The following is a 21,840-nucleotide window of genomic DNA, read 5'->3' as shown; positions in this document are numbered from 1 at the left end:
TACACCCGAGTAGATCGTAGGTTGCTGGATAGGATCGCCGGGTGGAGCGTCCCGAGCTTGGCTACCTGCTGACCCGGCTGCTGCGGATGGTGATCGCCCGGGAGGAGCCGATCCTCGCAGCCGCCGGCCTGCAGATGTGGGACTACGCGGTGCTCACCGCCCTGGGCGAGCAGGACGCCCCGACGCAGGCGCAGCTCGCGGCCACCACGGGTCGCGACAAGACGCGGCTGATCGGCAACCTGGACCGGCTCGTGGAGCTCGGGCTCGTCAGCCGCGCCCCCGACCCCGCCGACCGCCGCAACCGCGTCGTCTCGCTCACCGCCGAGGGGCGGCGGGTGCTGGCCACCTGTCAGGCCGGCATCGTCGCCATGGAGCGAGAGCTGCTGGGCGACCTTCCGGCCGACGAGCGCGCGGCGTTCGAGCGGGCGCTCACCGCGCTGGACGCGTCCCTCGACTGAGCTCGCGCCGGCCGCGTGCCCCGGCGCCGCCACGCACCCCGACGCCGCCGCGCACCCCGACGGCGGCGCACGGCACCCCGAGCACGTCACCCACCGCGAGGTCCGCGGGCAGCTCCACCTGCGCGAGCCGCGCCTTGTCGGGGTCGCACACGACGGTCGGCACCAGCCGCGCGACGGAAGCCCGGCCGACAAGGCGCAGCTCGGGCCACGTCGCCCCGGCGCGACCCAGGTCGGCGTCGAGCACCAGCACACGCCGCCCGTCTGGGGTGGTCGTGGTGTCGCCCACGGCGGTGACCACCACGACCGGCTCGGTGGCCTGCGCCGTGTGCACGCACGGGGTGCCGCACAGCGTCGCCAGGGTGTGCAGGGAGACGCCGTCCACCACCAGGTCGGTGGTCGTGGCGCGGGTGTACGCCGGCCAGCACCCGGCGGCGAGCGGGTCGGGGATGCTCGCGCGGAGCGTGGGCAGGATCGCGGTGAGGGTCATACCCCCCGTCGTACGGCGCGGGGCCGGGCGCGGACCGGCTCCCTGACGCAACCCATACGGGCGCCCGGCAACTCCTGACGGTGCCCGTACGGACGGCCACCCACCGCACGACCTAGCGTGAACGGGTGCCTGATCCACTCTCCACGCGGCTGTTCGCCGCGACCGTCACCCCGTTCACCGCCGACGGTCACCTCGACCTCGCCGCCCTCGCCGCCCACGTCGACCGCCTCGTCACGCAGGGGGTGGACGGCGTCGTGGTCGCGGGCACGACGGGCGAGTCCGGCGCCATCGCACCCGCGGAGCGCTTGGACCTGGTCCGGACGGCGGTCGACGCCGCCGCGCGCCGCGCAGCCGTCGTCGTCGGCGCGGGCGAGCACGACACCACCGAGGGCATCGCCCTGGCCGCCGACGGCGTCCGGGCCGGAGCCGACGGGGTCCTCGTCGCGGCGCCCGCGGCCAGCCGGCCCTCGCAGGCGGGCCTGCTCGCCCATGTGTGGGCGATCGCCGACGCCGCGGAGGCACCCGTCATGCTCTACGACAACCCCCGCCGGTTCGGCGTCGGCTTCGAGACGGCGACCCTGCTCCGCGCGGCCGATCATCCGAACGTCCGGGCCGTCAAGGACGCCACGGAGAACCCGCACCGCGCCGCGGAGATCATGGGCCTGACCGACCTGGCCTACTACGCCGGGTCCGACGCCGCGGCCATGGTGCTCACCGCCGGCGGGCAGGGCGTGGTCGGCGTCGGCGTCAACGTGGAGCCTGCCCTCTGGCGGGCCTATGTCGACGCACTCCTGGGTGGCGACCCGGACGTCGCGGGCGGCTTCGCCGAGCGGCTCGCACCCCTCGACCACGCGCTGCACCGCCATGTCCCCCCAGCGGTGGCGACCAAGGTGGTGCTGCGCGGCCTGGGGCTGCTGCCCACGGCGCGGGTCCGCCTGCCCCTGGTCGGCCCGCTGCCCGAGGAGACGGCGGCGATCCGGCGCGACCTGGAGGTCTACGACGGACTGCCGGACTTCCACCGCGGGCTGGTCCGGCTGGACCACCCGGACGCGCACGGCGGTGCGCTACGCCTGCGCTGAGCCCGTGACGCGGTGCAGCAGGAGCTGCGCGGTCACCCGCCGCACCGCGGGGTGCTCGCGCACGCGGCGCAGCTCGGCCTCGACGTCCCGCAGGCTCCGGCACGCGAGGTGCGCCACGTAGTCGGACTCCCCGGTGACCTGCCAGGCCGCCACGGTCGCAAGGGCGCCCGCCAGGTGCTCCTCCAGCGCGTCGAGGTCGCCGTCCGCGCGCACCTGCACGTGGGCCAGGACCTCCACCGGCCGGCCGACCACCGGGTCAGCTCCTGAGGAGCGGCGGGAGGCGGGAGTCGAGGCCATACCCGTGACGCTAGGGACGACCCGCGGTCGCACCCGCGACATGAACGCGATCCCTACGCCGGGCGCCCGCATGCTGACGGGACCTTGACGCTCGCGGCCGCGCTCCCGCTGCCGGCCGTCGACCGGTCACCCTTGAAGGCCGGAATGTTAGCGACTAACATTTCAAGGGTGGCCACTCCCCGCACTCTCCGCACCCGGGCCCGCATCCTCGACGCGGCGCTCGACCTCTTCGAGCGCCAGGGGTACGACGCCACCACGGTCAACCAGATCGCCGCCGCCGCCGGGATCACCCCCATGACGTTCTTCCGGCACTTCCCCACCAAGGACGCCGTTCTCGTCACCGACCCGTACGACCCCCTGATCGCCGAGGCCGTCGGCGCCCAGCCGACCGGCCTCCCGCCCCTGGAGCGCACCCGGCTCGGCCTGCTCGCGGCCCTCGGTGACATCACGCCCACCGAGGACGCGACGGCGAGGCGACGCGTCGCCCTCGTCGCGCGGTCGCCCGCGCTCCGGGCCGCGGTATCGGTCGGGACCGAGGCAACCCAACAGGCGATCGTGGACCGGCTCGTGGCCGACGGCGTCGAGCGCCTGGACGCCGCCATCGCCGCCTCGGCCTGCCTCGCCGCCACCACCGCGGCCCTCCTGGCCTGGGGTTCGGCGCCTGACGACGTCACGCTCGCCGCCCTCGTCCGCCGCGCCCTGGCGCAGCTCGCCCCGGCAGGAGCGACGTCATGACCACGCCTGCGCTCCTGCTCGACGACGTCGCGCACGCCTTCGGCGCTCGGGTCGCCCTGGACCACCTCACGCTGGCCGTCGGGCCCGGCCAGGTCACGGCCCTGATCGGCCTCAACGGCGCGGGCAAGACGACGGCGCTGCGCGCGCTGGCCGGCCGGCTGCGCCCCACCCGTGGCACGGCCCGGGTCCTCGGCCACGACCCGGCGACCCTGCCCGCCGCCGTCGCCCTGCGGTTCGGCCAGGCGGTCGAGACCCCACTGGTCTACCCGGAGCTCACCGTCACCGAGAACCTGCGCTGCGCCGCGCTGCTGCACGGACTGTCCGGACGAGACGCTGCGCCGGCGGCCGACGCCGCCGTCGGCCGCGTGGGGCTCGACCCGTGGCGCCATGCCCTGGCCCGGACGCTCTCGATGGGTAACCGCCAGCGCCTGGGCATCGCCTGCGCGACCCTCCACCGGCCGGCCGCCCTGATCCTCGACGAGCCCACCAGCGCCCTCGACCCGCAGGGCGTGGTCCTGGTGCGCGGGCTGGTCCGCGACCTGGCCGACGACGGCACGGCGGTCCTCGTCTCGAGCCACCACCTCGACGAGGTCGCGCGCATCGCCGACGAGATCGTCGTGCTGCACGCGGGGCGGGACGTCGGACGGCTGGAACCAGGCGGCACCGACCTGGAACAGCGGTTCTTCGCCATGGTGCTCGCTGCCGACACCCGAGCGGCCGACACCCGAGCCGCCGACGCCGGGAGCCCGCCATGACCCCGGGCACCGCGCTCCGCGCCGCCCTGGTGGTCGAGACGCTCAAGCTGCGCCGCTCCGTCGTCGCGCGCCTGGCGACCGCGCTGCTCGTCGTGCTGGTGCCGCTGGGCAGCGTGGGGATGGTGGCACTGGCCCGGTCGCCGCAGGCCGCAGGCCCGACGGCGGCCAAGCTCGCCGACTATGCCACCGGCGACCTGGCGACCACGCACCTGATGGTGTGCGCCCAGGTGCTCTCGGTCGCCGCGCTGGCCGCCGGCGGGTTCTTCGTCGCGTGGTCGTTCGGGCGCGAGCTGGAGAGCGGGACCGCGGGCGCGCTGTTCGGCCTCGCCGTGCCGCGCGGCACGATCGCGCTCGCCAAGTGCCTGGTCGCGCTCGCCTGGATCGCGGCGTGCGTGGTGCTGACCGTCACCGTGACCGTCGCAGCGTCCGCCGTCGCCGCCGCGGGTGCGGGCGCGCCCTTCGAGGCCTGGGCGGGCGTCGGCACCGCCCTGCTCGCGGGGCTGCTCGGGGGCGGCCTGGCCCTGCCGTTCGCGTGGGTCGCGACCGTGACGCGCAGCCAGCTCGGCACCGTCGGCGCGCTCGTGGGCATGGTCGCCCTCACGCAGATCGTGGTGCTGCTCGGCGGCGGCTCCTGGTTCCCCTACGCCGCACCGTCCCTGTGGACGGGCATGGGCGGCGCCGACGCCGCGGCCGCGATCGGCCCGCCACACCTCCTGCTCGCGGCCGTCGTCGGCCCGTTCGCGATCGCCGCCGTCGTGCGGGCCTGGCGACGCCTCACGAACGTGTGACTCGGAGCGCCGGCGGCGAAGGAGGAGGAGCCGGTCACGACGCAGAGGGGCTACGGTGACCGGCGGGCGCCGAACCCACCCCCGGGGCGGCACGGGTGACGAACGAGAGACAACGGTAGCCAGGATGCGGTTCAGCAGTCCCACGGGTCGTGAGGAGGGCCGGGGCGCGGCCCTGCGCCGTCGGCCGGGCCAGCTCGTGATCACGGGCTTTCTCGGCGCAGTAGCGGTCGGCACGGTGTTCCTGCTGCTCCCGATCGCGTCCTCCGGCCGACCGGCCTCGTTCATGGAGGCGCTGTTCACCGCGACATCGGCGGTGTGCGTGACGGGACTGGTCGTCCTCGACACGCCGGTGTTCTGGTCCGGGTTCGGCGAGGCCGTGATCCTGGTGCTCATCCAGGTCGGCGGGCTCGGTGTCATGACCGTCGCGTCGCTGCTCAGCGTCCTGGTCACCCGGCGCCTCGACCTGAGCTCCCGGCTGGTGGCGGCGGCGTCGACCCGCACCGTGAGCCTCGGCGACGTGCGCCGGATGCTGGTTCGCGTGGTCGTCCTGGCACTGGTCGTCGAGGCCGTCGTGGCCGTGGTGCTGGCCGTACGGTTCGCCGTCGCCTACGACGAGCCGGCCGGCAGGGCACTCTGGTACGGCGTGTTCCACTCGGTGTCCGCCTACAACAACGCGGGCTTCGCCCTGTTCTCGACGTCGCTGATCGACTTCGTGGCCGACCCGTGGATCTGCGTGCCGATCTGCGTCGGCACCATCGTGGGCGGGCTGGGCCTGCCCGTCGTCCTGGAGGTGCTGCGCGAACGTCGTCGCCCGCGCCGCTGGAGCGTGCACACCAAGATCACGCTGCTCATGACCGCCCTGCTCCTGGTGGGCGGTACCGGCTTCTTCCTGCTGGCGGAGTGGGACAACACGGCGACCATGGGCACCCTCGACACCGGGGGCCGCATCCTGGCGTCGTTCACGCAGTCGGCGCAGGCGCGCACCGCCGGGTTCAACTCCGTGAACACCAGCGAGATGCACACCGAGACCTGGCTCGGCACGGTCATCCTGATGTTCATCGGCGGCGGGTCCGGCGGCACGGCCGGCGGCATCAAGGTGACCACGTTCGCCGTGCTCGCGGTGCTGATCTGGTCCGAGCTGCGCGGCGACCCGGACGCGACCGTGTTCGACCGGCGCATCTCGCTCGCCACCCAGCGTCAGGCCCTCACGCTCGCGCTGCTCTCGGTGGCGATCGTCGTGCTCCCGACGCTGTGGATGACGGCGCTCTCGCCGTTCACGGTGGACCAGATCCTCTTCGAGGTGACCTCCGCGTTCAGCACGACCGGCCTGTCCACCGGGATCACTGCCGACCTGGCCTGGTACCACCAGCTCGTGCTCGTGGCACTGATGTTCGTCGGGCGGCTCGGCCCCATCACGCTCGGCACCGCGCTCGCCCTGCGCACCCGCGGCCGGCTGTACCGGCACCCGGAGAGCGCGCCCATCATCGGCTGACCCGCCGTCCGGCTCACTCCTCGAACCGGTACCCCGCGCCCGGGTGCGTGAGGATGTGCTTCGGGTGCGACGGGTCCTGCTCCAGCTTGCGCCGCAGCTGCGCCGTGTAGACGCGCAGGTAGTTGGTCTCCGTCGAGTACGCCGGGCCCCACACCTCGTGCAGCAGCAGCTTGCGGTCCACGAGCCGGCCGCGGTTGCGCACCAGCACCTCCAGCAGTGCCCACTCGGTGGGGCTGAGGCGCACCTCTTCCCCGGCACGGAACACCTGCCGCCGCGCCAGGTCGATCCGCAGGTCGCCCGCGGTGACCAGGGGCTCCTCGGCCTGCGCGGGCTCCGCGCGGCGGACGGCGGCGCGCAGCCGCGCCAGCAGCTCGTTCATCGCGAACGGCTTGGTCACGTAGTCGTCGGCCCCGGCGTCGAGCGCGTCCACCTTGTCGTCGCCGAGCTGCCGGGCGGACAGCACCACGATCGGCACCCGGGTCCAGCCGCGGATGCCCGCGATGACCTCGAGCCCCGGCATGTCGGGCAGCCCCAGGTCGAGCAGCACCACGTCGGGCCGGGCCGACGCCACGGCGTCGAGCGCCGCCGCGCCCGTCGGCGCCGCGGTCACGTCCCAGCCGTGGGCGCGCAGGTTGATCGCCAGGGCGCGGGTCAGCGCCGCGTCGTCGTCCACCACGAGCACGCGGTTGCCCGACGTCGTCGCGCGCGCCTCACTGTCCGTCTCACCGGTCACGAGGCCATCCCATCATCCAGGGCCATCTCCCGCGGCACCGTGAGCACCATCGTGAGGCCGCCGCCCGGGGTGTCCTCGGCGGAGATCCGGGCGCCGACGGCGTTCGCGAGACCCGCCGCGACCGCGAGACCGAGGCCGAGGCCGCCCGCGCTCGTGTCGTCGAGCCGCTGGAAGGGCTCGAACATCGTGGTCTTGCGCTCGTCGGGCACGCCCGGCCCCGTGTCGGCCACGCGCAGCTCCACCGCGTCGCGCGCGGCCGAGGCGGTGAACAGCACCTTGGCGCCCGGCGGCGAGTGCCGCACCGCGTTGGACACGACGTTGGCCACCACCCGCTCGAACAGGCCGGGGTCGGTGTGCACGAGCGGGAGGTCCTCCGGCACGTCGAGCGCCAGGTCGGCCAGCCACGGCTCGACGGCGATCGGCACCACCTCCTCCAGCGACGCCGCCCGCAGCGCAGGCCGGACGGCGCCGGTCTGGATGCGGGACAGGTCCAGGAGGTTGCCGATGAGGCGCTCCAGCCGGTGCGTCGAGTCCGCGATCGTGGCCGTCAGGACGTCGCGGTCCTCCCGGTCCAGCTCGACGTCCGGCGAGGACAGACCGTCCACCGCCGTGCGGATCACGGCGAGCGGCGTGCGCAGGTCGTGCGAGACGGCGGCGAGCAGCGCGGTGCGGGTGCTCTCGGTGCGCTCCAGCACCTCGGCCTGGGCGGCCTGCTCGCGCAGGCGGCGCCGCTCCAGCACGATGCCGGCCTGCACGCCGAACGCCTCGACCACCTGCCGGTCGCTCGCCGGCAGCACCCGGCCGGCGAGCACCAGCCGGTGCCGGTCGTCGATCACCACCTCGGTCACGGTCGGGTCCGCCTCCGCACCGCCGGACGCGGGGGCGGGCTCCGCGTCCGTGACCCACCGCTCGTGCGCCACCACGGACCACGGCGCGCGGTCGTCGGTGCGCTCCTCGAGACGCACGTCGGCCATCGCGAAGGTCTGGGCGAGCCGGTGCACGATCGCCTGGGCCGTGTCCTGGCCCGACAGCACCGAGCGCGACAGCGCGGCCAGCGTGGACGCCTCCGCCCGCGCCCGGTACGCCTGGGTGGTGCGCCGCGCGGCCAGGTCCACCACGGACGCGACGGCGACGGCGATCACCACGAACACGGCCAGCGCGAGCACGTTCTCCCCCTCGGCGATCGTGAACCGTCCCACCGGCGGCGCGAAGAACCAGTTGAGGCACAGGTTGGACACCACGGCCGCCACCACGGCGGGCCACAGCCCGCCGATCAGCGCGACGCCGACCACCCCCGCCAGCAGCAGCATGGCGTCCGTGGCGAGCGCGACGTCGTCCGTGCCGATCACCAGGAGCGCGGCCGTCAGCAGGGCCGGGATCAGCAGGGCCGAGCCCCAGCCCGCCGCGCGGCGCTTCGGGGACAGCGAGGAGTACCGCGAGCGCACCCCCACACCCACGCGGGCCCGCTCGTGCGTCACGAGGTGCACGTCGATCGTGCCCGAGAGCCGGGCGATCTCCGCGCTGGACGAGCCGAGCAGCGCCTGCCGCCACACCGGGTGCCGGGAGACGCCCACGACGATCATGGTCGCGTTCACCCCGCGAGCGAAGTCCACGACGGCGGACGGCACGTCCTCCCCCACCACCGTGTGGAACACCCCGCCGAGCGACTCCACCAGCGCGCGGTGCGCGGCGATCGTGGACGACGGCGTCGCCGGCAGCCCGTCCGTGGGCAGGACGTGCACGGCGAGCAGCTCGGTGCCCGCCGCCCGCTGGGCGATGCGCGCGGCCCGGCGCAGCAGCGTCTCCGTCTCCGGCCCGCCGGTGACGGCCACGACGATGCGCTCGCGGGCCGGCCAGGTACCGCCGATCGAGTGGTCGGCGCGGTACCTCGTCAGGGCGTCGTCCACCCGGTCGGCCAGCCACAGCAGCGCGAGCTCACGCAGCGCCGTCAGGTTGCCGACCCGGAAGAACGACGACATCGAGGCGTCGATCTGCTCGGCCCGGTACACGTTGCCGTGGGCCAGCCGGCGCCGGAGCTGCTCCGGCGAGAGGTCCACGAGCTGGATCTGGTCGGCGTCGCGCACCACCTGGTCGGGCACGGTCTCCCGCTGCCGCACCCCGGTGATGGCCTCGACGTCGTCGGTCAGCGACGCGAGGTGCTGCACGTTGACCGTGGTGACCACGTCGATCCCGGCGTCCAGCAGGTCGTGCACGTCCTGCCACCGCTTGGGGTGCTCGGAACCGGGGGCGTTGGTGTGCGCGAGCTCGTCCACCAGCACCACCTCGGGCGCACGCTCGAGCACGGCCGGCACGTCGAGCTCGGTGAGCGTGGACCCGCGGTGCTCGACGAGCCGCCGGGACAGCATCTCGAGGTCGCCGATCCGTTCGATCGTCGCGGCCCGCCCGTGCGTCTCCACCAGGCCGATGACGACGTCCGTGCCCCGGGCGCGCCGCCGGTGCGCCTCGTCCAGCATGGCGTAGGTCTTGCCCACGCCAGGGGCCGCCCCCAGGTAGACAGTGAGGCGGCCCCGGCGTCCGGTGGTCATGGGATCAGTGTGCGTCATCGAGGGCGAGGTTGAGCTCCAGCACGTTCACCCGCGGCTCGCCCAGCACGCCCAGGTCGCGCCCGGCGGTGTGCGCGGCCACGGCCGCCTCGACGTCGGCCACGGACAGCCCGCGCGCCTCGGCGACCCGCGCCACCTGGATCGCGGCGTACTCAGGGCTGATGTGCGGGTCCAGGCCCGAGCCGGACGCCGTGACGGCGTCGGCCGGGACGTCCGCCGGGTCCACACCTTCCAGCTCGGCGACGGCGGCCTTGCGCTCCTCGATCGTCGCGACCAGGTCCGGGTTGAGCGGGCCGAGGTTCGACGCGGCGGAGGCGGACGTGTCGTACCCGTCGCCCGCGGCGGACGGCCGCGGGTGGAAGTACTCGGCGCCCTCGAAGCCCTGCGCGACGAGCGCGGAGCCCACCGCCTCGGAGCGGTCGGTGGTGTGCGTGCCGTCGGCCCGCACCAGCGAGCCGTTCGCCTGCCAGGGGAAGGCCACCTGCCCGACGGCGGTCGCCGCCAGCGGGTAGGCCAGCCCCAGCAGGAGGGTGAACACGAGCAGCATGCGCAGCCCCGCCAGGGAGTGCCGGGTCAGCGCCGCGAGATCGCTCGCGACTGTGGTCGATGCCATGGGATTTCCTTTCCGGATCTGCTCGGTACCGGGCTACAGGCCCGGGAGCAGCGAGACGACGAGGTCGATGAGCTTGATGCCGATGAACGGCGCCACCAGGCCGCCGAGCCCGTAGACCAGCAGGTTGCGCGTCAGCAGGGACGACGCCGAGGCCGGCCGGTACTTCACGCCGCGCAGCGACAGCGGGATCAGCGCCAGGATGATCAGCGCGTTGAAGATGACGGCCGACAGGATGGCGGAGCCAGGGCTCGCCAGCCGCATGATGTTCAGCGCCTCCAGCTGCGGGAACACCGTCATGAACATGGCGGGCAGGATCGCGAAGTACTTCGCGACGTCGTTCGCCACGGAGAACGTGGTCAGCGCGCCGCGCGTGATCAGGAGCTGCTTGCCGATCTCCACGATCTCGATGAGCTTGGTGGGGTCGGAGTCGAGGTCCACCATGTTGCCCGCCTCCTTGGCGGCGGACGTACCGGTGTTCATCGCCACGCCGACGTCGGACTGGGCCAGCGCCGGGGCGTCGTTCGTGCCGTCCCCGGCCATCGCGACGAGCTTGCCGCCCTCCTGCTCGCGCTTGATGAGCGCGAGCTTGTCCTCCGGCGTGGCCTCCGCCAGCACGTCGTCCACCCCGGCCTCGGCCGCGATCGCCCGCGCGGTCACGGCGTTGTCGCCCGTGACCATCACCGACCGGATGCCCATGGCGCGCAGCTCGTCGAACCGCTCGCGCATGCCCTCCTTGACCACGTCCTTGAGCCGGACCACGCCGAGCACCCGCGCGGGCCCCTCGCCCACCTGCTCCGCGACCACCAGCGGCGTGCCGCCGGCCCGGGACACGGAGTCGACGTGCTTCTCCAGGTCCTTGACCTCCTTGTCGGAGATCTGCGCGCCCGTGCTGTGCACCCAGCGCTGGATCGCGCTGCCGGCACCCTTGCGGATGCGGTGCAGCTCGGTGTGGCCCGCGCCGCCGGCCTCGCTGGACCGGGTCAGCGGCAGGTCCACGCCCGACATCCGGGTCTGGGCCGAGAACGGCACCAGCTCCGCGTCCAGCGGCAGCTCCTCGCCCGCGCCGTACTTCTCGTCCACCAGCTCGACGATGCTGCGCCCCTCCGGGGTCTCGTCGGCCAGCGACGCGAGCCGCGCCGCGACCGCGAGCTCCTGCGGCGTCACCCGGCTCACCGGCAGCACCTGCGTGGCACGGCGGTTGCCGTACGTGATGGTGCCCGTCTTGTCGAGCAGCAGCACGTCCACGTCACCCGCCGCCTCCACGGCGCGGCCCGACATCGCCAGCACGTTGCGCTGCACCAGCCGGTCCATCCCCGCGATGCCGATGGCGCTCAGCAGCGCACCGATCGTCGTCGGGATGAGGCAGACCAGCAGCGCCACCAGGACCAGCAGCGACTGCCGCGAGCCCGAGTACACCGCGAACGGCTGCAGCGTGGCCACCGCCAGCAGGAACACGATGGTCAGCGACGTCAGCAGGATGTTCAGCGCGATCTCGTTCGGCGTCTTCTGGCGCTCGCTGCCCTCCACGAGGGCGATCATCCGGTCCACGAACGTGGCCCCGGCGGGTGCGGTGATGCGCACGACGACCTGGTCCGAGAGCACCACGGTGCCGCCGGTGACGGCGCTGCGGTCGCCGCCGGACTCGCGGATGACCGGGGCAGACTCGCCGGTGATGGCCGACTCGTCGATGGATGCGACGCCCTCGATGACGTCGCCGTCGCCCGGGACGGTCTCGCCCGCCGCGACCACGACGACGTCGCCCACCTGCAGCGTCGAGGACGGCACCTCGACCGTGGGCAGCAGGTCCAGCCGCGTGCCCGAGGTCAGGGTGTCCTGCGGGGCGCTGACCTTGCGCGCCGTCGTCTGCTTCTGGGTGGCGCGCAGCGTGGAGGCCTGCGCCTTGCCGCGCGACTCCGCCACGGACTCGGCGAGCGTCGCGAACAGCACGGTGGCCCACAGCCACACCGCGATCCACCAGGCGAACATGTCCGGCTCGATGATCGCGAGCACGGTCGTCACCAGCGCGCCGACCTCGACCACGAACATGACGGGCGAGGTGTACAGGACGCGCGGGTCCAGCTTGCGCAGCGCGCCCGGGAGCGCGGACCGGAGCTGCGCCCAGGTCAGGGCGCGCGGCGTGCGCCGCTCGGGGCGGTGCCGCGTGCCGCCGTCGGGCACGGGCTCCTGGATGGGAACGTCCGGGACGTTCCGGGTGTCGATGGTCATGACAGGGACTCCACAACGGGACCGAGAGAAAGAACTGGGATGAAGGTGAGCCCCACGACGATGATCGCGACCGTCGCGAGCATGCCCGCGAACAGCGGACGGTGCGTGGGCAGGGTGCCCGCCGTCGCCGGCACCGCCGTCTGGCTGGCCAGGCGACCCGCCAGCGCGAGCACCAGCGCGATCGGCACGAACCGGCCGAAGAGCATCGCCAGGCCCTGCGTCACCTCGTAGAACGGGGTGCCGGACGTGAGCCCGCCGAACGCGGAGCCGTTGTTGTTCGCCGCCGAGGCGAAGGCGTACAGCACCTCGGAGAGGCCGTGCGGGCCGGCCTCCTGGATACCCACCAGCCCGGGCTCGACCACCACGGCGGTCGCCGTGCCCACCAGGACCAGGGCGGGCGTGGTCAGCACGTACAGGGCGACGAGCGTCATCTCCTGGCGGCCGATCTTCTTGCCCAGGTACTCCGGCGTGCGGCCCACCATGAGCCCGGCGATGAACACCGCGACCACGGCCAGCACGAGCATGCCGTACAGGCCCGCGCCCACACCGCCCGGCGCGATCTCGCCCAGGAGCATGTTGAACAGCACCAGCCCGCCGCCCGGCGCCGTCAGCGAGTCGTGCGCCGCGTTCACCGCGCCGGTCGACGTCGCCGTGGTCGCCACCGCGAACAGCGCGCTGCCCGCGAGCCCGAACCGGGTCTCCTTGCCCTCCATCGCGGCGCCCGCCGCCTGCGGCGCGGCACCCGGGCCGGCCATCTCGGCCCAGGTGGTCAGCACCAGCGAGGCCAGCGCCAGGCCGCCCATGACGCCGAGGATCGCCCAGCCCTGCCGCTTGTCGCCGACCAGGATGCCGAACGTGCGCGGCAGCGTGAACGGGATGAGCAGGATCAGGAAGATCTCGACCAGGTTGGTGAACGGCGTCGGGTTCTCCAGCGGGTGGCCGGAGTTCGCGTTGAAGAAGCCGCCACCGTTGGTGCCGAGCTCCTTGATGGCCTCCTGCGAGGCCACCGGGCCGCCCAGCGACTGCTGGCTCGCGCCCTCGACCGTGGTGATCGCGGTGTGCGGGTCCAGGTTCTGGATCACGCCGCCCACCATGAGCAGGATCGCGGCCACCAGGGCCAGGGGCAGCAGGATGCGCGTCACGCCGCGCGTCAGGTCGGACCAGAAGTTGCCGACGCGCGCGTCCGTCCCGGAGCGGGCGAAGCCGCGCACCAGGGCGATCGCGACGGCCATGCCGACGGCGGCCGAGACGAAGTTCTGCACGGCCAGGCCGGCCATCTGCACCAGGTGTCCGGCGGCGGCCTCACCCGAGTACCACTGCCAGTTGGTGTTCGTCACGAAGCTGACCGCGGTGTTCCAGGCACCCGCCGGGTCGAACCCGCTGAAGCCCAGGCTCCACGGCAGGTACGCCTGCAGGCGCAGCATCCCGTAGAGGAAGAGCACGGAGACGAGCGAGAAGCCCAGCAGCGACATCAGGTACGTGGTCCAGCGCTGCTCGGCGTCCGGGTCCACGCGGACGAGCCGGTACCAGAGGCGCTCGGCGCGCAGGTGCTTCGGGCTGGAGTAGACGCGCGCCATGTACGCGCCCAGCGGCGCGTGGACGGCGGCGAGGAGGGCGAGCAGCACGAGGATCTGTGCCGCTGCCACCAGGACTGCGGTGTTCACGGGGTGATCACCGCGTCCGGTCGGCGCGGATCAGCGCGACGAAGAGGTACACGAGGCCGGCGAGGGTGAGCACCAGGCCCACGGCGTCGAACGGGTTCACTTCCGCCTCCCCTGAGGGTTGACGGAGGACTCGTTCGAGGAGGCGCGACGCGCCACCACGGCCACCGCGGCGAAGAACGCCACGGTCAGGAGGATGAAGGCCAGATCGGTCATGCCACTGGTCTACGCCTGTGCGCGACCGGTGGAACCAGTCCTTGACGGAACGCTGACGCCGGCTGAGCGGTCGCTAACGGCCCTCTGATGCGGGAGGCGCCTCGGCTGCCCGGCTACCCCGGCAGGGTCGGGTCGGCCGCCACCACCGCGCGGGCGACCTCGATCGCCCCGGGCTGCTGCCCGTCGGAGAGCACGGAGAGCGCCACGTGACTCGCCCCGGCGGCCAGGTGCGCCCGCACCCCGGCAGCGATCGCGTCGGCGTCGCCGATGGTCGCGACGGCGTCGACAAGCCTGTCGCCGAGGCCCGTGATGTCGTCGTCGTCGAAACCCATCCGGCGCATGTTCGCCGCGTAGCCGCCGACGGAGAGCAGGAAGCCCAGCGGCCCGCGCACGGTCTGCCGGGCGCGGTCGAGATCGGTGTCCAGCACCACCGGCTGGATCACCACGAGTGTCGCGTCCGGCCCCAGGACCTCTCGCGCCCACGCGGTGTAGCCGGGCGTCACCAGCATCGTGATGGCGCCCGCCGCGCGGTCCCGTGCGAGCTCCAGCTTGCGGGGGCCCAGGGCCGCGATCAGCCGTCGCTCCGCGGGCAGCGACCCATCCGCGGCGTCGATCTCGTCCAGGAACGCACGCAGCCCTGCGAGCGGCCGCGCAGCCTGTTGCGGCGCCCCGAAGCCCCCGACCAGCCGTTCCGCCTCGCCGTCGTCCAACACCTTGAGGAGGCGGACGACGTCGTCGACACCGTGGACGTCGAGCGAGACGATCGCGGGCGCAACCGCCACGGTCCTCGTCGCGTGCAACAGCTCGGCCAGCGGCTCGAGCAGCTCCAGCTGGCCGCCGAAGAGCCACAGCGCGGAGAGGCCGAGCCGCTCGGCCTCGGCGGCCTGTTCGATGTGGGCCCGATCGTCCGCCACATTGAGGACCAGCCCCATCCGTCCCAGCTCCAGCTCGCTCATCACGTCTCCCCGTCGCAGATCACCGGAATCGGTCCGTATGTCCAGGTGGGCGACGCTAAGACCTCAACCGGAGTTGAGGTCAAGCTGCTCCAGGCGGCGGGCCCTGACGAACGTTGGGGTAGTCGCTCTGTCAGGGCTGACAGAGCGACTACCCCAACGTTCGACCCTTGGAGCGACCGGGCCTACGTTCGACGCCGAGGCTCAGAAGTCGAACAGGTCCTCCAGGAAGGACTCCTTGCGCTTCTTCTTGTACCGCGGGTCGCGGCGGCGGTCGTCGTAGGACTCGTACCGGCGGCCCTCGTCGTACCGGCGGTCCCGGTCGTAGCGGCGGTCGTCGTCGCGGCGCCGGTCGTCGTAGCGCGGGTCGTAGGCCGGCTGCGGCGAGCCGTAGGCCGGGCCGGCGTGCACCGGGTTCGGCGCGGGCGGGGCGGCGGGGGCGGGCGGCGCGACGGGGGCCGACGGCGTCGTCGGGCGGTTCTCCGCGGCGATCTCGGCCTCGACCGACCGGTCGATGACCTTGTCGAGCTCGCCACGGTCCAGCCACACGCCACGGCACGTGGGGCAGTAGTCGATCTCGATCCCCTTGCGCTCGGACATGACGAGCGTGGTCTGGTCGATGGGGCACAGCATCGGGATGGTCTCCTCGCGGTCGTCGTTACCGCTCGCCCAACGGACGGGACGGGTCTGCGGTTCCTACACCACCGGGTACGCCGGAACTCCCACGCTCTCACGCCAACCCGGCGCCGCCCAGTGCGCGGCGGCCTCTGCGACGTCGGTGGCCTGGGCGAGCGCGCCGGCCGAGCCGCCGTCGCCGTTCGCGACGACCGCCCAGACGATCGCCGCCGCGACGAGCAGGCCCGCCAGCACGGCGAACGTGATCTTCCACGCCGACCACGGCCGCTGGCCCACCACCTCGGCGGTGCGGGCGTTGACCAGCACCTGGAACGGCTTGCCGCCGTACAGGTACGTGGCGATCCACACGGGCAGCAGCAGGAGCTTGTAGGTCACCGCCGCGTAGCTGGTGTGCACCTGGTGCACGCGCTGCACGTCGCCGCCGATGTCCCGCTCGCAGTCGTTCTCGATGACCGGCGCCATCTCCCCCTTGGCCGCCTCCAGCCCGGTCTCGGGCTCGACGTCGTACCGCAGGGTCTCGTAGCCGGCGAGGTAGTCGGGCTGGTAGGCCCGGGCCTGCTGCAGCGGCCACGGGCTGAGCTTCGCCAGGTGCTCGGGCATGACCCGGTGGGTCCCGGTGACGAGGACGTCGTCGAAGTCTCGCGCCACCGTGCCCGACGCCGGGTACCAGCGGGTCTTCTGCACCTGCCGGGTCTGGGTCTGGCTGCGGCCCTCGGAGTCGGTGGTCGTGTAGGTCTCCGTGACCCAGTAGTGCTCGCCTCGCTGCCCGGTGTAGTCCGAGCGGGTGCGCGCGTCGAACGTCCAGTGCGGCAGGTAGACGCCGTGTGCCTGCTCCGCCGAGACCACCTTCTTCAGGGCCGACGGCGCGAACCACCGCGAGCGCACCCAGGTCTGCAGGGCGCCCTGCATGGCCGCCCGGTCCACCTCGAAGGGCAGCACGGCCTCGGGCTCGACCAGGCCGAGGGTCTCGACCTCCGCGACCATCGGCGACCCGCAGAACCCGCACTTCTGGGACAGGTGGTCGCTGGTGGTGACCGCGCCGCAGGTGCCGCACCGGTAGTCGTGCGCCGCGGGCGCGGCGGGCCGGGCCGTGGCCGCCAGCGCCGCGAAGTCGTGCTCGCGCACCTCGCGGACGACGGCGGTGACCTCCTGCTCGTGACCGCAGTACGGGCAGGTCAGCGTGCCGGTCCCGGCCGCGAACTCGACCGCGGCCCCGCACTGCGCGCAGGGGTAGGCGTGGTGGGCGGCCGGGCCGCCGTCGGTGAGCTCCGCCATGCTCAGGCCTGCGGCAGCGGGGGCGGCGTGGCGCCCAGGTGCTTCGCCACGTCCGGGACCGACGCCGCCGGCTCCCAGCCGGCCATGCCGGCGCGCCAGATCAGCGTGGTCGCCGTGAGGGTGCCGGTGGCGGCCTGGCCGGCGAGCGCGGCGTCGTCGAACGGCCCGGTCTGCGCGCCGCCGTTGCCCAGGTACCAGCCCGGCAGGGGCGGCGGGCCCGACGTCGCGGCCGGGGCCGGGGCGGGCGCCGGCTGCGTGGGCGGCACGATCGCGTTGCCCACCCCCTGGCCCAGGCCCATGCCGATCACCGCGCCCGCGCTGCCGCCGCCGTCGGCCGCCGCCTCCATGGCCTGGCCGGCCTGGAACTGCTGGAAGGCGGCCATGCTGCCCACGGTGCCGGACGAGACGATGCCCATCGACGTGCGCTTGTCGAGGGCCTCCTCGACCTCGGGCGGCAGCGAGATGTTCTCGATGACGAACTTGGGCACGGCGATGCCGAGGTCCGACAGCTCGTCGGTGAGGCGGGTGGCGAGCTGGGTGCCGAGGTCGCCGTGGTGCGCGGCGAGCTCGATCACGGGGATGCCGGACGACGCGAGCACGCTCGCGAGGTGGCTCACCACGTTCTGCCGCAGGTACTCGTGCACCTCGTCGGTGCGGAACTGCGGGTCGGTGCCGACCAGCTCGCGCAGCAGCACCTGGGGGTCGGTGACCCGCGCCGAGAACGCGCCGAAGGCCCGCACGCGCACCATGCCCAGCTCCGGGTCCCGCATCATGACGGGGTTCTTGGTGCCCCACTTGAGGTCCGTGAACTGACGGGTGCTGACGAAGTACACCTCGGCCTTGAACGGCGAGTGGAAGCCGTGCTTCCAGCCCTTGAGGGTCGACAGGACGGGCAGGTTCTGGGTCTCGAGCGTGTACGTGCCGGGCTGGAAGACGTCCGCGATCACGCCCTCGTTGACGAAGACGGCGGTCTGCGACTCGCGCACCACGAGGCGGGCGCCCATCTTGATCTCGTTCTCGTAGCGGGGGAACCGCCAGACGATCGTGTCCCGCGTGTCGTCGAGCCACTCGACGATGTCGACGAGCTCGCCCTTGATCTTGTCCAGCAGGCCCATGCCGTCTTCCTCTTCTCTCCACCCGAGCGCACGCCCGGGAACCCCGGGCACTCGGACCCTACAAGTCCGGTACGTCCCGGCAAACGAAAAGAAGTCCCGTTCGGTGCCCAGGGCGTCCCATAGAAGTTCCGCGCGTTGTCCGGCGCCTGCCGGTGGACCGGACATGTGAGAGAGTTTCACCGCAGGGTGACTACCCGGCGAACCTGTCCGGAGGTGCTAGGACCGATGACCGTCCTCGTGGCATACAACGAGTCGCCCCAGGGTGAGGCGGCCATGCGCGCCGCCGTCGCCGAGGCGGTACGACGCCGGCAGGAGCTGGCCGTCCTCGTGCTCACGCCGCAGGCGGACACCAAGGTCCCCGCGTCGCTCGCGCACCTGCTCGACAGCGTCCCCGGCACGGTCACCGTCGCGCCCGTCACGTTCCGCGCCGAGCAGGCCGAGGTGGCCGACGCGATCGTCGACCAGGCCGAGGCCGTCGCCGCCGAGCTCGTGGTCATCGGCTCGCGCAAGCACTCCACGGTGGGCACGTTCCTGGTCGGCTCGACGACGCAGCAGGTGCTGCTCGACTCCCCCGCCCCGGTGCTGGTGGTCAAGGCCAGCTACGCCTGAACCGGAGGACTACCCTCGTGGGATGACCGCTGTGACTCTCGGCATCCCGTCGGTGCGAGGCGTGCCCCGGCGCGCGGCGACGCCGGCGGGCCGGCCGCGCCCGGAGACGCCGCTGCTGGTCGACCGGTACGGGCGGGTCGCGCGCGACCTGCGGGTGTCGATCACGACGGCCTGCTCCCTGCGCTGCACGTACTGCATGCCGGCCGAGGGCCTGCCGCTGGTGCCGCGCGACGAGCTGATGACGCCGGACGAGATCGGCCGGCTCGTAGGCGTCGGCGTGCGCGACCTCGGCATCCGCGACATCCGGTTCACGGGCGGCGAGCCGCTCATGCGGCGCGACCTGGAGCAGATCATCGGCGCGGCGCGCACGGCGGCCGACGACGCGATGCGCGCCCTGGGCTCGGCGGAGCACGTCCGCATCGCCATGACGTCGAACGCGCTCGGGCTGGACAAGCGCGTGGACGCCCTGGTCGCGGCCGGGCTGGACCGCGTCAACGTCTCGCTGGACACGGTGGACCACCAGGCGTTCGCGACCCTGACCCGGCGCGACCGCCTCGACGACGTGCTCACGGGGATCCGCGCGGCGCTGGCCGCCGGGCTGTCGCCCGTCAAGATCAACGCGGTGCTGCTGCCCGAGACCCTGGCGGGCGCCGCCGACCTGCTCGCCTGGTCGGTGGCGCACGGCTGCAACCTGCGGTTCATCGAGGAGATGCCGCTCGACGCCGACGGGCGCTGGACCCGCGACGACGTGGTGAGCGCGGCCGACCTGCTGGAGGTGCTGGAGGAGCGGTTCACCCTGACCCCCGCCGGCCGCGAGGACCCGTCCGCCCCGGCGGAGGAGTGGCTGGTCGACGACGGCCCCGCGACCGTCGGGATCATCGCGTCGGTCACCCGCTCCTTCTGCGGGGCCTGTGACCGCACCCGGCTGACCGCCGAGGGCACCGTGCGCTCGTGTCTGTTCGGCAACGAGGAGACGGACCTCAAGTCCCTGCTGCGCGCCGGCGCCACGGACGACGAGGTAGGAGACGCGTGGCGGGCCGCCATGTGGGCCAAGCCCCGCGCCCACGGCAGCGACGCCGTCGAGCTGGCCGCCGACGCCTTCGCCGAGACCGAGCGCAGCATGGGCGCGATCGGCGGCTGACATGACGCCCGCGTAACACCCAGTCGTCCCAGGTGACGCCCCGGGGACCCCCGGGTGTACGTTGCCGGAAGCCTCGGCCACCCGGCCGCCAAAAAGCCGCATAACGCCCAGACGGGTTCCTAGGCTCCCGGCACGTGACCACCATCGCGACGCCACGGGCGCCGGAGGACCCCGGCGCCCCGCCGGCCGGATCCGCGGCCCCGCAGCGCACAGCACCGCAGCGCCCGCGCCGCAGCCGCCTCGCGGCCGGCCGCCGGCGCACCGCCCTGCTCTGGGCGCTGCTGCTGGCCGGCCCCAACATCGCCCTCCTGCTCGTCTTCGTGTACCGGCCGCTGGTCGAGAGCCTCTACCTCTCGACCCTGCAGTGGAATCTCGGCTCACCCACCGCACGGTTCGTGGGACTCGGCAACTACGTCGAGTGGTTCACCGCGCCCACCACCGGGCGGGTCGTCACCACCACCCTCGTCTTCACCGTCGCGACCGTCGGCGGCGCCATGGTCCTCGGCCTCGGCCTGGCCCTGCTGCTGAACCGCAGGCTGCGCGGCCGGGGCATCGCCCGCACCGTCGCGTTCGCGCCGTACGTGCTCGGCGGCTTCGCCGTCGGCATCCTCTGGCTCTTCATGTTCGACCCGCGCTACGGCCTGATCCAGGAGGTGCTCGGCTGGGTGGGCATCGCCTCCCCCGAGTGGTACACGAGCCGCCCGTGGCCGCTGGTCATGGTCATCGTCGTCTACCTGTGGAAGAACCTCGGGTACGTCGCCCTCATCTACCTGGCGGGCCTGCAGGCCGTGCCGCAGGACCTCAAGGACGCCGCGGCCATCGACGGCGCGTCGGCCGCCCGCACCCTGCGCTCGGTCGTGCTGCCGCTGCTCACGCCGACCACGTTCTTCCTGCTCGTGACGATGCTGCTCAGCTCCCTGCAGTCCTTCGACACCATCAAGGCCATGACGCAGGGCGGCCCCCTCGGGTCCACCACCACGCTCATGTACTCGATCTACGTGGAGAGCTTCGTCAACGGCCGGGCCGGGTACGCGTCCGCCGTCGCCACCGTCCTGTTCCTCGTGCTGCTCGCCGTCACCGCCGTGCAGCTGCGGTTCGTCCAGCAGAAGGTGCACTACGCATGACCGCCGCCACGCTCCAGCAGTCCACCCGACGACGGCGCTCGCCGCAGGTCGGCGGCTACCTCACGATGATCTTCGCGACCCTCGTGCTCGGCGCGCCGCTGCTGTGGATGGCGCTCGCGAGCCTCAAGGCCCCCGACGAGCTCTACCAGCTCCCGCTGCAGTGGCTCCCGGCCCAGCCGGACCTCGACAACTACGCGCAGGCCGCGGGTGCCATCCCGCTCGGCCGGCTCCTGGCCAACAGCATCGGCCTCACGATCGTCGGCGCCGGCCTCAAGGTGGCGCTCGGCCTGTGCTGCGCGTATGCGCTCGTCTTCCTGGACTTCCCGTTCCGCAAGGTCGTGTTCGGGCTGGTCATCGCGACGCTGATGATCCCGCCGCAGATCACGATCATCCCCAACTACACCCTGGTGGCGAGCCTCGGCTGGCTCAACACCTATCAGGGCATCCTCGTGCCGGGCCTGGCCAGCGCGTTCGGCACCTTCCTCTTCCGCCAGCACTTCCTCACGCTGCCGCGGTCCGTCCTGGAGGCGGCCGAGCTCGACGGCGCGGGGCACTGGCGCAGGCTGTGGCGGTTCGTCGTGCCGATGAGCACACCCACGCTGGCCGCCGTCGCCCTGGTCTCCGTCGTGACCGAGTGGAACGACTACCTGTGGCCGTTCCTCGTGGTCGACGACCCCTCGAAGATGACGCTGCCCGTGGGCCTCACCCTGCTGCAGAACACCGACGGCATGACGAACTGGGGCGTGCTGCTCGCCGCCACGGTCGTCGTGACCCTTCCCATCCTGCTGGTCTTCCTCGTCCTGCAGCGCCGGCTCGTCGCCGGCCTCACCGCGGGCGCCGTCACCGGCTGATCCGCCCTCACCTTCCCCTCCCCCCAGCGCCC

Annotated in this window: 22 protein-coding genes; 10 read left to right on the top strand and 12 right to left on the bottom strand. The window is 73.3% G+C overall.

Going from position 1 to position 21,840, the window contains the following annotated elements; translation table 11 throughout:
• The first annotated feature begins 41 nt into the window (after nucleotides 1-41).
• Nucleotides 42-458, top strand: a complete 417-nt coding sequence (locus ACIPN7_RS25885; RefSeq protein WP_400549376.1) for a MarR family winged helix-turn-helix transcriptional regulator — start codon at nucleotides 42-44, stop codon at nucleotides 456-458.
• Here ACIPN7_RS25885 and ACIPN7_RS25880 read toward each other — a convergent pair.
• Nucleotides 430-945, bottom strand: coding sequence for a hypothetical protein (locus tag ACIPN7_RS25880; protein ID WP_400549374.1), 516 nt, complete (start codon nucleotides 943-945; stop codon nucleotides 430-432). The two genes, ACIPN7_RS25885 and ACIPN7_RS25880, sit on opposite strands and share 29 nt — an antisense overlap.
• Before the next feature lie 125 nt (nucleotides 946-1,070).
• Here ACIPN7_RS25880 and ACIPN7_RS25875 point away from each other — a divergent pair, with 125 nt between their 5' ends.
• Complete coding sequence (locus tag ACIPN7_RS25875; RefSeq protein ID WP_400549372.1) at nucleotides 1,071-2,024, top strand: dihydrodipicolinate synthase family protein; 954 nt, start codon at nucleotides 1,071-1,073, stop codon at nucleotides 2,022-2,024.
• On the opposite strand, the gene ACIPN7_RS25870 is transcribed toward ACIPN7_RS25875, so the two are convergent.
• A complete protein-coding gene (locus tag ACIPN7_RS25870; protein ID WP_400549370.1) occupies nucleotides 2,010-2,321 on the bottom strand; it encodes an Lrp/AsnC ligand binding domain-containing protein in 312 nt (103 codons plus the stop codon). The two genes, ACIPN7_RS25875 and ACIPN7_RS25870, sit on opposite strands and share 15 nt — an antisense overlap.
• Before the next feature lie 168 nt (nucleotides 2,322-2,489).
• Between ACIPN7_RS25870 and ACIPN7_RS25865 the strand changes: the two genes are divergently transcribed.
• The 4 genes from ACIPN7_RS25865 to ACIPN7_RS25850 all read left to right on the top strand — a co-directional run bounded on the left by ACIPN7_RS25865 (nucleotide 2,490) and on the right by ACIPN7_RS25850 (nucleotide 6,091).
• Nucleotides 2,490-3,056 carry a TetR/AcrR family transcriptional regulator gene (locus ACIPN7_RS25865; RefSeq protein ID WP_400549368.1) on the top strand — a complete coding sequence of 189 codons (567 nt, stop codon included), beginning with the start codon at nucleotides 2,490-2,492 and terminating at the stop codon, nucleotides 3,054-3,056.
• On the top strand, nucleotides 3,053-3,811 hold the full coding sequence (locus ACIPN7_RS25860) for an ABC transporter ATP-binding protein (RefSeq protein ID WP_400549366.1): 759 nt from the start codon (nucleotides 3,053-3,055) through the stop codon (nucleotides 3,809-3,811). Before ACIPN7_RS25865 ends, ACIPN7_RS25860 begins: the two co-directional genes overlap by 4 nt.
• The gene (locus tag ACIPN7_RS25855) at nucleotides 3,808-4,599 is read left to right on the top strand and encodes an ABC transporter permease (protein WP_400549364.1); all 792 of its coding nucleotides are present in this window, start codon (nucleotides 3,808-3,810) and stop codon (nucleotides 4,597-4,599) included. Before ACIPN7_RS25860 ends, ACIPN7_RS25855 begins: the two co-directional genes overlap by 4 nt.
• A gap of 124 nt (nucleotides 4,600-4,723) precedes the next feature.
• Nucleotides 4,724-6,091 (top strand): TrkH family potassium uptake protein, encoded by a 1,368-nt coding sequence (locus tag ACIPN7_RS25850; RefSeq protein WP_400549362.1) that lies wholly within the window; start codon nucleotides 4,724-4,726, stop codon nucleotides 6,089-6,091.
• 13 nt (nucleotides 6,092-6,104) lie between these two features.
• Here ACIPN7_RS25850 and ACIPN7_RS25845 read toward each other — a convergent pair whose 3' ends face one another.
• The 10 genes from ACIPN7_RS25845 to ACIPN7_RS25800 all read right to left on the bottom strand — a co-directional run bounded on the left by ACIPN7_RS25845 (nucleotide 6,105) and on the right by ACIPN7_RS25800 (nucleotide 18,083).
• Nucleotides 6,105-6,824, bottom strand: a complete 720-nt coding sequence (locus ACIPN7_RS25845) for a response regulator (protein ID WP_400549360.1) — start codon at nucleotides 6,822-6,824, stop codon at nucleotides 6,105-6,107.
• Nucleotides 6,821-9,370 carry a DUF4118 domain-containing protein gene (locus tag ACIPN7_RS25840; protein ID WP_400549358.1) on the bottom strand — a complete coding sequence of 850 codons (2,550 nt, stop codon included), beginning with the start codon at nucleotides 9,368-9,370 and terminating at the stop codon, nucleotides 6,821-6,823. The genes ACIPN7_RS25845 and ACIPN7_RS25840 overlap by 4 nt, the downstream gene beginning before the upstream one ends.
• 4 nt (nucleotides 9,371-9,374) lie before the next feature.
• Nucleotides 9,375-10,001, bottom strand: coding sequence for a potassium-transporting ATPase subunit KdpC (kdpC, locus tag ACIPN7_RS25835; protein WP_400549356.1), 627 nt, complete (start codon nucleotides 9,999-10,001; stop codon nucleotides 9,375-9,377).
• Nucleotides 10,002-10,034: 33 nt separating this feature from the next.
• A complete protein-coding gene (gene kdpB, locus ACIPN7_RS25830; RefSeq protein WP_400549354.1) occupies nucleotides 10,035-12,227 on the bottom strand; it encodes a potassium-transporting ATPase subunit KdpB in 2,193 nt (730 codons plus the stop codon).
• On the bottom strand, nucleotides 12,224-13,891 hold the full coding sequence (gene kdpA / locus ACIPN7_RS25825) for a potassium-transporting ATPase subunit KdpA (RefSeq protein WP_400549352.1): 1,668 nt from the start codon (nucleotides 13,889-13,891) through the stop codon (nucleotides 12,224-12,226). The genes kdpB and kdpA overlap by 4 nt, the downstream gene beginning before the upstream one ends.
• Before the next feature lie 7 nt (nucleotides 13,892-13,898).
• On the bottom strand, nucleotides 13,899-13,991 hold the full coding sequence (gene kdpF, locus ACIPN7_RS25820) for a K(+)-transporting ATPase subunit F (RefSeq protein WP_020016455.1): 93 nt from the start codon (nucleotides 13,989-13,991) through the stop codon (nucleotides 13,899-13,901).
• A gap of 226 nt (nucleotides 13,992-14,217) precedes the next feature.
• Complete coding sequence (locus ACIPN7_RS25815) at nucleotides 14,218-15,060, bottom strand: TIGR03620 family F420-dependent LLM class oxidoreductase (protein WP_400549350.1); 843 nt, start codon at nucleotides 15,058-15,060, stop codon at nucleotides 14,218-14,220.
• A 201-nt stretch (nucleotides 15,061-15,261) separates the two neighbouring features.
• On the bottom strand, nucleotides 15,262-15,690 hold the full coding sequence (locus ACIPN7_RS25810) for a zf-TFIIB domain-containing protein (protein ID WP_400549348.1): 429 nt from the start codon (nucleotides 15,688-15,690) through the stop codon (nucleotides 15,262-15,264).
• 63 nt (nucleotides 15,691-15,753) lie between these two features.
• The gene (locus ACIPN7_RS25805) at nucleotides 15,754-16,968 is read right to left on the bottom strand and encodes a hypothetical protein (RefSeq protein WP_400549346.1); all 1,215 of its coding nucleotides are present in this window, start codon (nucleotides 16,966-16,968) and stop codon (nucleotides 15,754-15,756) included.
• A gap of 2 nt (nucleotides 16,969-16,970) precedes the next feature.
• Entirely contained in the window at nucleotides 16,971-18,083 is a 1,113-nt protein-coding gene (locus ACIPN7_RS25800) for an SPFH domain-containing protein (RefSeq protein WP_400549344.1), read from the bottom strand.
• A gap of 225 nt (nucleotides 18,084-18,308) precedes the next feature.
• Here ACIPN7_RS25800 and ACIPN7_RS25795 point away from each other — a divergent pair, with 225 nt between their 5' ends.
• From ACIPN7_RS25795 to ACIPN7_RS25780, 4 genes are all read left to right on the top strand, one after another.
• Entirely contained in the window at nucleotides 18,309-18,692 is a 384-nt protein-coding gene (locus tag ACIPN7_RS25795) for a universal stress protein (protein WP_400549342.1), read from the top strand.
• A 22-nt stretch (nucleotides 18,693-18,714) separates the two neighbouring features.
• Nucleotides 18,715-19,833, top strand: a complete 1,119-nt coding sequence (gene moaA, locus ACIPN7_RS25790; protein ID WP_400549340.1) for a GTP 3',8-cyclase MoaA — start codon at nucleotides 18,715-18,717, stop codon at nucleotides 19,831-19,833.
• Nucleotides 19,834-19,967: 134 nt separating this feature from the next.
• Nucleotides 19,968-20,957 (top strand): carbohydrate ABC transporter permease, encoded by a 990-nt coding sequence (locus ACIPN7_RS25785; protein ID WP_400549338.1) that lies wholly within the window; start codon nucleotides 19,968-19,970, stop codon nucleotides 20,955-20,957.
• On the top strand, nucleotides 20,954-21,808 hold the full coding sequence (locus tag ACIPN7_RS25780; protein WP_400549336.1) for a carbohydrate ABC transporter permease: 855 nt from the start codon (nucleotides 20,954-20,956) through the stop codon (nucleotides 21,806-21,808). Before ACIPN7_RS25785 ends, ACIPN7_RS25780 begins: the two co-directional genes overlap by 4 nt.
• Nucleotides 21,809-21,840 lie beyond the last annotated feature (32 nt).

Source organism: Promicromonospora sp. NPDC090134 (genome assembly GCF_044746965.1).
GTDB lineage: Bacteria > Actinomycetota > Actinomycetes > Actinomycetales > Cellulomonadaceae > Promicromonospora.
The sequence above is the reverse complement of the archived record's forward strand: the minus strand, read 5'-3'. Positions and strand labels throughout refer to the sequence as shown.